Source organism: Flavobacterium sp. TS_SC_5 (assembly GCF_056156265.1).
Genome location: NZ_CM149588.1, coordinates 2646942 through 2662531 on the forward strand (window position 1 = coordinate 2646942; position 15590 = coordinate 2662531).

The following is a 15590-nucleotide window of genomic DNA, read 5'->3' on the forward strand; positions in this document are numbered from 1 at the left end:
ATGAAGTTGGTAAAATCGCTCCTTTATCACTCCTAAAAGTGTCAGACAGGCTCTTTTTTTGGACCCACCTCCATTTTATGCCTCGGCAAATTAATTTCATGTTCCTGAGGATACGGTGCCCGTTGGGTCATGCTTACATCTTCCCGAATTTGTTGGTGTACTTTATATTGCCGGTCATTGGTGTTGGAATACCTTGGATCGGGGATGAATGGCATTTTAGCCATTTTGGAAATAGTTATAGTAGGAAAGTGGTAATCCACTTCTACAGTTCCTAAGAGCAAATAACAGCCACCGCCTTGGAACGGATATTTCTCCAAACTTTTAGTAAAATGTGCGGTATCAAAATATTCCCCTTCGATGTCGACCCAAGTTCCAAAATACATCGTTCCCATTTTGGTGGGCACGTGCTTTCTGGAGATAAGATACGCGAGCATTTTCACTGTTTTTTTATGGTGCTTTAGTAAATCTTTCGCCATTACGTCCCCCCGATATTTTGTTTGCAACAAATCAAAAGGAGTACAGGAAACCGGAAAACTCAGCAGTTCGATTTCATCAAAAGCATCTTCAAAAGGGGATCGTGCAAGTACTGGCAGTTCATATTCCTTGATTGGTTCCTGCAGGAGCATTAGATTTCTATTTTCGGGTTTGAAATTCACCAAAATGAGTCTGGCGATCACCAGCAATTGGTTTTTTGTTTTACTAGTAAAACGGAACGCTCCGATAAAAATCAAAATTTGTATTCCTTCAATGCCTATTGGAATGCGGTTGATAAAATCTTCCAAAGAGATGAATTCGCCCCGTTGCTGACGTTCTTTAACTATAAAATGCGCTAGTCTACTTTCCAACCCTTCCAGATGCATAAAACCCAAATAGACATCGGTACCATATACCGTAGTTTCATAGTCGCTCTTGTTGACACAGGGATTCTGAATGGTAGCCCCTGACATTTTAGCTTCATGAACATATACTTCGGTACGGTAAAATCCACCTTGGTTGTTGATTACCGCTACCATGAATTCAATAGGGTAGTACACCTTAAGATAAAGACTTTGGTAACTCTCGACAGCGTAAGAAGCGGAGTGCGCCTTACAAAAGGAATAGCCAGCAAAAGATTCAATCTGACGGTATATTTCTTCACTCAACTTAAGCGGATGTCCTTTTTGGGCACAGCAGGCAAAGTAATTGTCTTTTACTTTTTGAAGTGCTGCTTTAGAGCGTCCTTTCCCGCTCATGGCCCGACGCAGAATGTCGCCATCGGCTGCGGGAAGTCCTGCATAATGTAAAGCAATCTTGATTACGTCTTCCTGATAGACCATCACCCCATACGTTTCACCGAGTTGTTCCTTAAAAACGTCATGAAAATATTCAAAACGATCCGGATGGTTGTGTCGGAAAATGTATTCTTTCATCATACCCGATTGAGCGACACCCGGACGGATGATTGAGGATGCTGCAACAAGTATTTTGTAGTTATCACATTTCAGTCGGCGCAATAACCCTCGCATGGCAGGGCTTTCGATATAAAAGCATCCAATGGTTTTTCCGTGGCTTAGAAAATGATTCGCCTTCGCCTCATTTTTTGATATAGCAGTATCTCGGATATCGACTTTAATCCCCTGATTTTTCTCAATAAGTTTCACACTGTCATCGATATGGCCAATCCCGCGCTGGCTCAGAATATCAAACTTTTCAAAGCCAATATCTTCCGCAATGTGCATGTCGAACAACACTACTGAAAACCCTTTCGGAGGCATTTCCAAAGGTGTGTAATTGGTAATGGGTTCTTCCGAGATTAATATACCACAGGAATGCATGCTGCGTTGGTTGGGGTATTTTTCGAGTAGCATACCGTATTCCTGCACTAGCTTTACGATTTGATTTTTATCATGTAACGCCATTGGGTTTTTAGCCAAAGCATCTAATTCCTCTTTGGGCAAACCAAAAACCTTACCCACTTCTCGAAATATGGAGCGGTACTTAAATTCCACATTAGTTCCACAGAAAGCAACATGATCCGCGCCATAAGTATCAAAAATATATCGGAGAATGGTATCACGTTCTTTCCAGGACCAGTCAATGTCAAAATCGGGGGACTCTTGCGGTTCACATTCAGGAAGCGTTCAAAATACAAATCGAGTTCAATAGGGCAGATGTCCGTTATTCCTAGACAATAACTCACTATACTGTTGGCACCGCTACCTCGACCAATATGTAAAAATCCCTGACTCATGCTGTATTGAATGATGTCCCAAGTGATCAGGAAATAGCCGCTGAATTCCAATTGGTCAATCACCTTTAATTCTTTTTCGACTCTTGCTAACGCTTGCGGATTATCGGCACCGTATTTTTTTAATACTCCTTCATGAGCCAACTTAGTCAAAAGCTGGATGTCGCTTTCCCGGCTTCCAGAATAGTATTTTTTGTTTTTGGGTGTTTTGAAGTCGAATTCAAAATGACATTGATCCATCAGTTTCTGTGTGTTTTCGATGATCTGTGGATACTCTTCAAATTTCGAAAGCAATTCCTCCAAAGGAATCATTACTTCAGATGTTTTGCAATAATCGGCTTCAGTCAATTTGGACAAAATCACATTGGTATCAATAGCTCGAAGAATTTTATGGAGATTAAATTCTCTTTTAGTCCGAAAGGTGACAGATTGTAAAATCACCATTTTGGTAAGCCAAGAATTCCATTCGGGAAGAAATAATTTGGGAAGCTGTTCGGGAGCAATCCCTATATATTCATGGTCTTTTAATTCCGTTGGCCTATTTTCGAAAGGGTAAATAATGCATACGTCATTAAATGAAGGAGCAGCCAATGGCAAAGGACTATTTTCAAAATTATGTTTGGTCAGAAAGCGGTTCATTTCGGCGAGCCCATCAGCATTTTTAGCCAAACCGATGTACCGCAATTGATGGTTGCAGCGAAATTCTATTCCGACGATTGGTTTAATCCCAACTTCGTTACAGGCTTTTGTAAAATCATAGATACCAGTAACCGTGTTGATGTCCGTTAATACCATTGTCTTAACCCCACAAACAACAGCCTGCTGGATAAGATCCAACAGCGGTATGGTGCCGTAGCGCAGGGAATGAAAAGAATGGCAGTTGAGGTACATTATGTTATAATTTGCGTTTTAAAATTTCTGCTTTGTTGTTGGGTTTAAAGGTGGCCCCGGCACATCGCATCACCGCATCAAAGCCATAGCGTGTTTTCATTTTATCCATCGCTTGGTATATCGATAGCATTTCTTCAGTATCTTCAAACAAGTTGATCTGATAGGTGCCACGAACCAACCCACTGAAACGAATTCCGATTAAACGGAGTCGCATGCGACGTTGGTATACTTTATCAAATAAATCGGTAACTGTTTTGGTCAGCGTGTGATCGGCTGAGGTATAGGGGACTTTGCATTGTTTGGTTTCGGTGTCGAAATTGGAATATCTAATTTTGATTACCACGGTGGAAGTCAGCCATTCTTCGGAGCGCAATTGAAAAGCCAGTTTTTCCACCATTCCGATCAGTATTGATTTTAATTTTGGAATGTCAATGGTATCCTGAGTAAACGTATGTTCCGTTGAAATAGATTTCCGTTCCGTATAGGGTTCTACCGGATTGTTATCGATACCATTGGCTTTCTTCCAAATATCGGTACCGTTCTTGCCAATCATCCGTTGCAGGACTTCAGCAGGCATTTCTGAAAGGGTCTGAATGGTACGGATTCCAATTCGGGATAACAACTGAAAAGTCACATCGCCCACCATGGGAATTTTTTGAATCGAAAGCGGATTTAAGAAAGACCGCACCCTATTTTCGGGTATTTCTAAGTTTCCTTTTGGTTTGGCTTCGCCAGTACCAATTTTGGAAACCGTTTTGTTAACCGATAAAGCAAAGCTTATTGGTAGACCAGTTTCTTTAATAACGGAATGTGCCAGTTCGTTGGTCCATTTGTACCCCCCATAAAATTTATCCATACCCGTAATATCGAGGTAGAACTCATCGATGCTGGCTTTTTCAACAATTGGTGCTTTTTCTTGGATCACTTCGGTTACGTCATGCGATAATTTGGAGTACAATTCCATATCGCCTTTCATCACTTTTGCCTGAGGGCAGAGGCGGAGTGCCATTTTAATAGGCATGGCGGAACGCACTCCGAAGGTGCGGGCTTCATAGGAACAAGAAGCCACGACACCACGATCACCGCCACCAATAATCAAAGGGATTCCCTCCAGTTTTGAATTTCCTAGTCTTTCACAGGACACAAAAAAAGTATCTAAATCCATGTGTACAATTGCTCTTTCCATCTTCTTTTCTTTTTTATACGTTACAAAATTAGTACAGATACTAACAAATTTGATTATATTTGTTGTTACAAATTATAACAAAATACCTATGTCTTTATTTTCCGACAACATCAGGAACCTTAGAGTGCAACATAAAATTTCGCAAGAAAAGCTGGCGGAATCCTTAGGGATAACCAGGGGCAGGTACGTCAAATATGAAGATGGAACCTCGGAAGCCCCGTATGAAATACTGAAAGAAAATAGCGCATTATTACCACATCAGTATAGATCTGTTGCTATCTGTGGATGTTCGAAAAATACCGGTAGATGATTTGTTACAATTGGAAAATAACAGATTGGTGTTACCAATTACGGTAGATAATAAGGGAGAAAATTTTATAGAAGTCGTTACACAAAAAGTAAAAGCCGGGTATTTGAATGGATATGCTGATCCGGAATATATAGAAAATCTGCAGCAAATTTCATTGCCATTTTTGGGCTCGGGCAAGCACAGGGGGTTTCCGGTGGAAGGAGATTCGATGCCACCACATGAAAATGGTTCCATCATTGTTGGGCGGTATATTGAAAAGTTAGGAGATGTCAAGGATGGTAAAACCTACATACTGATTACCAAAAATGAAGGTATGGTGTACAAGCGATTGAATAAAAACAAAATGAACGCACTTGTTGTAGCATCAGACAACAGTTTTTATCCTCCTTATGAAGTTAAGGTATCTTCCATCCTTGAAATTTGGGAATACGTGTGTAACATTGGACTGACAGATGAAAAACAGGAATTAACTGAAACCGTAAGTGTAAAAGACATGTTTTTAGAGTTGAAAAGAGATATTAACGATTTAAAAATTAAGCTTTAAATATAGGTTATTGTTAGAAAGTAATACGAAGTCAGGAGTCTTAGGAAAGGAGATTAGTCTTTCATTATTCATGACTTTGGTGTATCTTTTTATTTTGACGTACAAAATTAGTTTAACTGCAATTGGTATTAATTGAGTCAAAAAATTATAAAGTCCTATTGTGAAAATGCATAATTAACCTAGTTGTGTTTTAATCTAAAAACTCCAAAGTTTAGGTATTGCGGTAAGTGACTGTTTTGTATAATTGGCAGTTGCATAATACATTCTCCTTTTAGATTGAAGATATAGAAGACCCTTGCTTTTTAAAATTTTAAAATTTTAATCATCATAATTCCTACCCCATGGCCTTCTTGCTAAATAATTATTACAGCTATGACATTCCCTGCCTATCTGCCAAGTAAGCGAAAATTCATGAACTCCTTGGGTATTCGCAATTTTTGAAGTATTTATATCATAGGAATAGCCAAAAGTGAAGTTAGATATTTTAATAGAACCAATCAGATTCACTGAAGTAAGGACATGGCTCTCATCACTTTTCATCATAGGATTTGTTGCAGCAATGACTCCAAGAATAAATGGATTAAAATGAACAACACTACCAAAATCCAATCGATTATATTGTCCTTGTTTCATAAAATTTGAGGTGAGGACTAATTTGGAATCATTTGGTAAGAATGTTAAAGCGGGACTACTATCCAGATTGAAGGCATATCCGCTCTGAAAACTAAAGTTCATATCTAAAGGGAGCTTACCCTGAGAATCGAAGGCAATATTGGGAGTGTTAAGATGCTTCACTGAAGCTCCAAACCAAAAGTCATCGGTGTAAAGTAAAAGACCTGATGAAATATCCACGAAATCTATTTTATTTTGCAGGCCTAAAAGACTTGGATCTGAACTACCACTACCAATACTACCATTGTTACTATTAATTTGATCTTCAAACAAAAGACTTTTAAAATTAAAATTTTTAGTTCCATAGCCACCTTCTAATCCTAAAATCATTCTTAATCCAGAATAAAAATTATCCAAGTCAAGATTTAGCGAAAATACTCCATTAATTTGAGTGTAATTATAATTTGTAAAAACCTCATGTTGATTTAATACGGTGATGCCGACTCCAATATTTTGAAGATTTGAATCACTCGGACGAGAATCCTCTGCTAAATTCCCAATGGAGCCGTTGATAAAGGCGTAATCGGTATCCACTCTTCTAGCTCCATCGGGCCACTGTGTTCTGTGTAAAATTCCGGTATTTAACGTGTTTACAGTTCCTGTAAACGCGCCGTTCTGCGTTTCAGGGACAAAATAATAATGTGAAAAAACAGGATCTTGTGCATTAACTTCTACTATAAATATGGAAGTTAACAGGATATATAAAGCAAATTTAAATTTCATTCTCTGTGATTGATTATTTTATTAATACAAAAGGTTGATTTTCAGTGACAATAGTTCCGTAAAAAGTTTCTGCGCTAACTTTACAATAGTAGTTGCCATTTTCTGCATTCTGGCCTTTTATTTTACCATCCCACCCCTTCAATGTGTCTCCGGTTTCTGAATAGATCATTGAACCCCAAGTGTCATAAATATCCAGACGAACATTTTTTAAAGCCTTAGTCACAGGTCTGAATGTATCATTGACAGTATCGTTGTTGGGTGTGAAAGCAGTGGGAACAACAAACACATATCCTTTTTCGACAGTAAAACTGATTTTTTGTACGTAAATGCATCCAAATGGATACGTAACGGTTTGTGTAACCGTATACTCTTTTGGATTTATAAAGGTATGTACTGGGTTAAGATCTGTTGAAAAGCTACCGTCGCCAAAGTCCCAAACGATACTGATATAATCACCCGTAGCGGTATTGGTAAACTGTACTGGATCCATTATTGAATAACTGCCATAAGTTAAATAAGAATATGATGTTGCATTAAATGATGGTGATCCAAGAGACTGCAATTTAACATTGAAGGAGTAATTTGCTTTACAGCCTATTGCATCAGTTACATATAATATTGCTGTTCCGTTTTGGCTAGTATTCATTATTTCATTATTTGGACCGCTGACAGTTCCATTAGACCAAGACAATTGGTAGGGTGGAACCCCACCCGAAACTTGGGCTACAAAGTTTTGTTTAACGTATTTGGTTTCACAGTCAAATTCTGTTTTGGTGGCCACTCCAATAACTATAGGTGGCGGTCGGTTGATGCTATATTGCGCCTGTTTTGAACAGCCTCTGCTGTCTGTAACGTTAACCAGATAATTTCCTGCAGGAATAGTAGCTAAATCCTCCATTGTAGATCCATTTGACCAAGAATAGGTAAAAGGTGGTGTACCTCCGGCAACGAGAAGATTTATTGCACCACTATTAGCATTGTCACAATCAAAGGCATTGGTTGTATTAGCTGATAAAATTAAAGGTTGAGGTTCCAATATTATAAAAGTTCTTTTGATGGTACAGGGTTTACTGTCAATAATCGTTACGGTGTAAGAGCCTGGTCCTAAATTATTCATTACATTTCCAGCTACTGAACTGTCATCCCAAACCAACTTCACGGGAGTAATCCCTCCAATAATATTTAGATTGATACTACCATCATGGGCACCAAAACAAGAAATGTTTTTAACAACTGGGTTGATTGTAAAAATGGGTGCTTCCGGGATATTTACATTTAGTGTTTTCACACAATTATTTGCATCTGTAACGGTGATCAGATAATCACCGGCCGAAAGATTATCCTGAAACGTTCCGCCTCCCAGATTACTCCATATAATGGTATAAGGAGTTACACCGCCATTTATAGTAAGAGATATGGAAGCATCATTAGATCCATAACAGATTATTGGAGTGGTAGTGGCTGATAAAATAATAGCAGTTGGTTGGGTAAGTGTAACACCAAGTGCATTAGAACAGCCCGAATTATCGGTAACCAATACATTATAAGTTCCAGCATTAATAGCAGAAAGATTTTTATTGGAGCTGGTAAATCCGTTACGCCCAGTCCAAGCAAAGTTATAGTCAGAAAGTGCAGGTGTTCCTCCAACCACAGTAATTTCTATAGCTCCTGTAGCTTCTCCAAAGCACAATATGTTAGTTTGACTGGTTAGGCTTACAGCTAATACAGGTGGTTCAGTGATGGTAAATGTCGCAGTTTTTGGGTTGCAATTATTCGCGTCGGAAACGGTTACTACATATATGCCAGGACTTAAATTGGATATATCTTCGGTAGTTGCATAAGGAATTCCATCTTTCGTCCAAGTATAATTGTAGTTCAATGTACCTCCGGTGATTGTGATTTTAATTTCACCATTGGCATCATTAAAACAAGTAATATCTTTTTCAAGATCAGTAGTTATATTAATATCGTCGGGTTGTGTAATATTTACTGTTTGAACCTTCGTACAATTATTAGCATCGGTAACGGTCAAATGATAAGTTCCTGCAATTAATCCTGTTGCATTTAAAGAAGTTTGTACCGGAATTGTATCCCAAGAGTATGATAAGATTCCAGTTCCTCCACTTGCTAAAACAGAAACTGCACCTGTATTATTTCCATAACAATTTACATTGGTTTGTGAGGCAATTGAAATTACAATACCGTTTGGCTCTGTGATAGTGGCTTGAGTGGTTGTAGTACAACCATTAGCATCTGTAATGGTGGCCGTATAAGTACCCATTGCCAGATTTGTTGCTGTAGCTGATGTTTGAACTGGTATTGTATTCCAAGAATAGCTATAAGGTGCTGTGCCTCCAGTAGCAGTTACAGTTGCTGAACCAGTGCTATTTCCTGAACAGTAAACATCCGTTTGTGCAGTTATAGTTGCAGACATTCCTGCTGGTTCTATTATTGTTACGGGGCTTGAATCTACACATCCATTTGCATCTGTAACCGTTACATTATAAATTCCTGATGTTAATCCTGTAGCTGTTACCGAGGTTTGAATTGGGCTTGTATTCCAGGAATAAGTGTAAGGTGGCGCCCCTCCAGAAGCTAAGACAGTAGCATTCCCATTATTTCCTCCAAAACAACTCACGTTAGTTGAATTCGAAATCATGGACTCTAATGCTGCTAAGGGCTGAATAATAAGTACTGTTAGATTTTTTGAACAACCATTGGCATCTGTTACGGTTACATTATAAGTACCTGCTACTAATCCCGTCGCTGTTGCCGTAGTTTGCACCGGAGTAGTGTCCCATAAATAAGTTAAAGCTCCTGTTCCTCCGGTAGCAGATACCGTTGCAGAACCGGTATTATTGCCAAAACAGAGTACATTGATTCGTGATGTGATGGATGCAGTAATCCCATTTGGTTCCGTAATTACAGCCAGTTTTTGGATCGAACAATTATTGGAATCTGTAATTGTAACTGTATAATTTCCTGCTGTCAAACCTGTTGCTGTTGCTGTGGTTTGAATTGGATTTGTATTCCAAGAATAGGTAAGAGTCCCTATTCCTCCGGTAGCAGTTACCGTTGCTGAACCCGCTGCACTTCCAGCACAACTGATATTTGAAGGATATGATATGGAAGCTGAAATACCGCTGGGTTGCGTGATTTCTATTCCTAGAATTGTCTTACTACTTCCATTTGCATCGGTAACTTTAATGTCATAAATGCCTGCTGTCAAATTATTAAAAGTATAATTTGTAGCCGTCGCGTTGATAATGTTACTGATTGCTCCACCTCCTTGCAAAGTCAATAGATAATCATAAGGTCCAACAGATTGTTGTGTAATATCAATTTTAATTGCTCCAGTCAAATAACCAAAACACAATACATCGATTTGTGCTGCAATATCTTCCTGAATAAGTAAAGGTAATGGTGACGTTAAGTTAAAATTTAATACCACAGGATTACAAAGTCCATCGTTTATAGTTAATGAATAAGCGCCCGCTGGAACATTTGAAATGTCCTGGCTTGATGCCGAATAACTGCCTGGTCCTGTCCATAAATAAGTATATGAACCCAAACCTCCAGTAACTGTTACATTGATTGCACCATCATTGGCAACAACAGTACTCAAATTAAAACCATTAAAATTAGACAGAATACTGGATGCAATAATTGCAGGATTTACCGTTATTTCATAATCCGATGGCTGACCTGAACAAGAAACCCCGTTATTTTCGGAAGTTGCTGTTGCAGTGTAAATTACAGTTAGTGATGTTGTGGTTAAATTTACTAAAGTCTGTGTTGGGATAGTTCCTATTCCCGAACCTGTTGCTCCAGTAATTCCAGCAGAAATTGTTGCCGTCCAACTGAAGGTAACATTTCCGGTAGTAAGACTTGATAAACTTATAGAAGAACTATCACTTCCAGAGCAAAGTGTTTGATTTGGTCCCGAAAATTGAACTTTTGGAGAAGGATTAACTGTTACTACCACCGTAAATGAAGGTCCTGTGCAGGTTCCAGATTTTGGAGTCACGTTGTATGTGGCCGTTTGAACATCATCTGTTGGATTAATTAACGTGCCGTTTATAGTGGTTTGATTTGTCAATGCTCCGCCTCCTGTAATTCCGCCCGTAACCACTGGAGAGGACCATGAATAGGTGGTTCCAACCGGGACAGTATTTCCGCCACTATCTAACGGAACTATTGAAAAAGCGGAATTGGAACAAATAGTTTGCGCTTGTGCGGTCGTGATGGAAGGGACTGGATTCACAGTAATAGTATAAGGATAGGTAACACCTTGACAGCTTACGCCACTGTTTGATTCGGCTTTCGCAAAATAAGTAACCACAATAGGAAGATTAGTGGTATTAATTAATGTCTGAACCGGAATTGTATTGGTTCCGTTAGTCAAAACGCCAAGTATTCCAGAGGGTTGCAACGCAGTCCAAGTAAAACTTGTACCCGATGAACTGGTTAAATTGACAACGTTGCTAGAAGATCCAGAGCACACCACTTGATTTGAAGGTGTAAATGAAACTGACGGCGATGGATTTATAGTGATGATAAATGTTTTGGAAGCTCCTAAACAACCATTTACATTTGGAGTAACGGTAATAGTAGCAAAAATAGGGGTCGTTCCGTTATTTATCGCAGTAAAAGCAGTTATGTCTCCCACGCCGTTAGCTCCTAATCCTATATTTGAATTGCTGTTGGTCCAATTGTAACTCGTACTTGGAATTGTTCCCAAAAATAAAATAGCGGTAGTAGATTGGCCATTACAAACCGTTTGATTTGATGGTAAATCTACTGTAGGTGTTGGGTTAACAGTGATAGTAAAAGTGGTTGGAGTTCCTAGACACCCATTTGCTTTCGGCGTAACGGTTATAGTTGCAATTACTGGTGTTATTCCAGTATTTGTTGTTGTAAAACTTGGAATACTGCCGCTTCGGGAAGCGGCTAGACCTATTGACGGTGTATCATTCGCCCAATCAAAAGTAGTTCCATTTACACTTCCAGTAAAAGGGATAGTTCCACTGGCGATGCCATTACATTTTACCAGATTGGTTATTGAATTAACGTTCGGTCGCGGATTAACAGTTATTTTAAATGTTTTGGATAAACCCGTACAACTGTTAGCTGCTGGTGTTACAGTAACTGTTGCAATTATTGGGGTTAAACCTGTATTTATTGCTGTAAATGATGGAACGGAATTGCTGCCAGAAGCTGCTATTCCAATGCTTGTAAGATTGGATGACCAATTATAGGTTGCTCCTAAAACATTACCTGAAAAATTAATCAGTGTACTTGTTTCTCCAGCACAAAGAATAATATCCGTGATCGCATTTACATCTGGTTTTGGATTTACAGAAACTACCACATCAAACGGTAAACCTGCACAACCATTGAATGATGGTATTACGGTATAAGTTGCTATTTGAACAACAGTAGTTGTATTGTTTAATGTTCCAGTTATATTAGTTTGATTTGTTCCTGAAATCCCACCAGTAATTCCACCAGTTACAATTGGATTACTCCAAGAATAAGTGGTCCCTGTTGGAATACTATTTCCAGCACTGTTCGTTGGGGTAACAGAGAAAGACAAACCACTGCAACTAATCGCAGTCATATTCGCAGCAATGAATGGTTTTGGTTTTACAGTTATAGTATAAATAAATGTTGCTCCAGCGCAAGTTGCTCCACTTGATAATGTTGACGTGGCATTATACGTTAAAACAATATTGGCATTTGTATTATTGACTAAAGTTTGTGCAGGGATTGTATTGGTTCCGCTTAGAACGACTCCTGACATTCCTGATGGTTGGATTGCCGTCCAATTTAAAGTGGCTCCGGCAACACTGCTTAATGTTACCAAAACCGAAGTATCACCTGAGCAAATGGTCTGATTTTGCATTGAAAAGGTAACTACTGGAGACGGGTTTACAGTAATGGTAAAGTTTTTGGGTGTTCCTGCACATCCATTCGCTTTTGGGGTAACACTTATTGTTGCGGTAATAGGGTTTCCGCTCGTGTTTTTTGGTGTAAATGATGGTATATTTCCCGTTCCGTTTGCGGCTAAACCAATCGCAATATTTGAATTAGTCCAAGTGTAAGTAGTTCCTGAAACGTCATTACTAAAAATTATTGGAGAAGTTGCAACTCCATTGCAATACTCTTGATTGGTCAAGGCCAATGGAGTAGGAGTGGGATTGACAGAGATAGTAAATGTTTTTGGAAGACCATTACAACCCAATGCATTTGATGGAGTAACTGTAATAGTAGCCACGACAGGGGATATTCCTGTATTTGTAGCAGTAAAAGCTGGAATACTACCAGTTCCGCTTGCCACTAACCCAATGGAAGGTGTATTATTGGTCCATGAAAAAGTAGTTGTTGCTGAAGAACTGCTAAAAGTAATTGTATTTTGCAGAGCAGAGTTGCAAAGCACCGAGTTACTTAAAGTGTTTACTGTAGCCTCTGGATTGACAGTGATAGTAAATGTTTTTGGAGGTCCTGAACAGCCATTTAGTGATGGTGTTACTGTTATTGTAGCTTTTAAGACTGTTGTTCCTGTATTGGTAAGGGTGAATGGATTTATATTTCCAGTGCCTGCAGCTAATAATCCTATTGCTGTATTGTTGTTTGTCCAACTGTAAACTGTACCAGCAAGTCCCCCGCCAAACAGGATAGCATCGGATTGTTGTCCTTTACACTTTTGTTGGCTTGTGATATCATCGACTGTTGGTGTGGGTTTGATTGTGAAAGAACTGTTAGTAATAGTGGTTCCACATTCATTGTTTACTTTCAAAGAATAGGAAAAGATTCCTGAACTAGTATAACTAATAGGACCAGGGTTCGCAGTTGTCGCAGTTGCTGGTGTTCCATTTGGGAAACTCCACTCATACGTCAACGGAGATTGGGTCCCACAGTTAATTACAGTCGCTGTAGGATTAATTACTGTTGAAACTCCCGTTTGGCAAAAAGATGTAATTGGCGCAATGGTAACCTTTGGGGGTTGTTTAACGTTGAACGTTTTAGTTACAGATTGGGAGGGCGTACAAGAATTAGTTGCCGTAAGCTTAATACTATAAGTTCCAGGCTCAGTGAAATTAAATGATGCGTTAGCACTGGTTTGATTTGGAATTGATGCAATAGCTGTTCCACAACTTGATGGAGTAAAAGTTGTACTCCAAACATAGGTTGGTGGAGGACTACAAGAATTAGTTTCAACCGTTGTGTTGGTAGCAGTTATTGTTTGCGGTGAACAACCTGAACTTTCTGTTAGTGTAAAGTTAGGAACAAGTGGAGCCTCAACACATATAGTTTTTGTTATTTGATCAAAAGCGCATGAGTTACCACCTGCTTTTAATGTAATTGTATAAGTTCCTGGTGTATTGAAAATTGGACAAATTGCATTTGTACCTGATGTCCATGTGTTTATGTTTGTAGATCCATTGTTATCGCTTCCTAATGACCCACTATTTAGTGTGAAGCCTGTTGATGGAGAAATTATCCAAACTAATTTTGGAGCTCCACAGGAATTATTTGTCGGTATTTCCCCTCCAATTGTTGTGTTGGTTAAGCATATTGAATTATTAGTACAAATTATTGGTTGTGGAATTGTAAAATTAACAATTGGAGCAATGGAAACACGTATTGGGACAACGCTCCCCCCTGATGTATCACAAGGGTTTGAAGCTTCAATATTTGCTGAAAAGGAATTTTGATAAATTGTTGAACCGTTATTACTGGTAATCCCGCACGAAGATTTTAAAAAGGTATGAGTAACAGAAGCTGGAGGAGGATGACTAAAAGTCAAAGGTGCCGAACCATCATTAAAAGTAACAGTATAAATTGTACCTGGTGGATTGTTTTCTGTTCCTGTGATAGGAAACGTTAGTGGTGTTGATATACAAATATTCGTATTACCGGGATTTCCAATTCCTACTGCTGGATTATTCCCTACAAAAACTTTATATACTCTTGAAATTGAACATCCATTTTGACTTTTTATGGTATAGGTTAATGTCCATAGTCCAACAGCATAAGTATGTGTAGTTGTTGAAAATGCTGTTGAAGTAAAATCAGGAGTTGAATCACCCCAACTTATCGTGTAACTGTTGTTTGTTGCTAATGTAGTAGAGGCATTGATAAATTGAATCTCTGAGTTCGTATTGGTACATACCCTAAAAGTCTTAAAGCCATTATAAATATCAGAAACTGCATCTGAATTTAAAGTTGTATCTGGATTTTGAATTGTGACAACTTTGGTTATTTTATTTACACATCCATTATTATCAGTAACAGTCAAAGTTACATTAAACGATTGTGTCGAATTTCCGTTCGTATTACTAAAAACATGAGCAGGATTTGGATTTATAGAAGTATTTCCACTGCCATTTCCTCCAAAATCCCATAAATAACTAAAATTAGGGTTTCCAGAAACTGTTGATGTAAATTGTATTGCAGTTCCCGAGCACTGATTATCTGAAAAGGTAAAATTTACAACTGGCAAAGGGTTCACTTTAACTGTTACAGTATTGTTACTGGCAACAGTTACAACAGTATTGTCTTTGTCTTTTATTCCAGTCAAAATATATGTAAAAGTATTTGCAACATTTGTTGGCGCAGAAACGGTTACACTTTTAGTACTTCCTGTTGTTGAAACAGTTAATGGAGCTCCTCCATTTATGGTATAAGTAAAAGTATAAGGTGCTTTTGCATTATCGTCAACCTCAAACGTTATAACAGGCTGTGTTGCATTTTGGCATACCGTTGTATTTCCTGTTATATGTCCAGATGGATTTGCAACTGTTTTTATTTTTATGTTTTCCTCTATTTTATTTGAAGAATAAACAGAGCTGGCATTAAAAGTTAGTAGAAAGAATAAAAATAGAATTGTGTAAAGGTGTTTCATCAAGTATATTTTGTTTGCTGTAAGTAATTATATTGTATCCAAATAATTGGACTGGAAAATTTATTTTTTCCTAAACATGAAAGTTCAAACCTACAGCTTTTAATACTTTCTCCTTTACGGTTTTCCGTA

The 15590-nt window shown here is 38.4% G+C and carries 3 protein-coding genes and 2 pseudogenes; 1 reads left to right on the plus strand and 4 read right to left on the minus strand.

The features are described from left to right. Positions 1 to 41: 41 nt before the first annotated feature. Positions 42 to 3118 (minus strand): annotated as a pseudogene (locus AC0J6S_RS11435) (DNA polymerase III subunit alpha). A gap of 4 nt (positions 3119 to 3122) precedes the next feature. Then, positions 3123 to 4304, minus strand: a complete 1182-nt coding sequence (dinB, locus tag AC0J6S_RS11440) for a DNA polymerase IV (RefSeq protein WP_474953928.1) — start codon at positions 4302 to 4304, stop codon at positions 3123 to 3125. A gap of 88 nt (positions 4305 to 4392) precedes the next feature. Between dinB and AC0J6S_RS11445 the strand changes: the two are divergent. Next, positions 4393 to 5158, plus strand: a pseudogene (locus AC0J6S_RS11445) (XRE family transcriptional regulator). 318 nt (positions 5159 to 5476) lie between these two features. On the opposite strand, the gene AC0J6S_RS11450 reads toward AC0J6S_RS11445, so the two are convergent. Both AC0J6S_RS11450 and AC0J6S_RS11455 read right to left on the minus strand, forming a co-directional pair. Further along, positions 5477 to 6553 carry a PorP/SprF family type IX secretion system membrane protein gene (locus AC0J6S_RS11450; protein ID WP_474953929.1) on the minus strand — a complete coding sequence of 359 codons (1077 nt, stop codon included), beginning with the start codon at positions 6551 to 6553 and terminating at the stop codon, positions 5477 to 5479. Positions 6554 to 6566: 13 nt separating this feature from the next. Further along, complete coding sequence (locus AC0J6S_RS11455) at positions 6567 to 15461, minus strand: PKD-like domain-containing protein (RefSeq protein ID WP_474953930.1); 8895 nt, start codon at positions 15459 to 15461, stop codon at positions 6567 to 6569. Positions 15462 to 15590 lie beyond the last annotated feature (129 nt).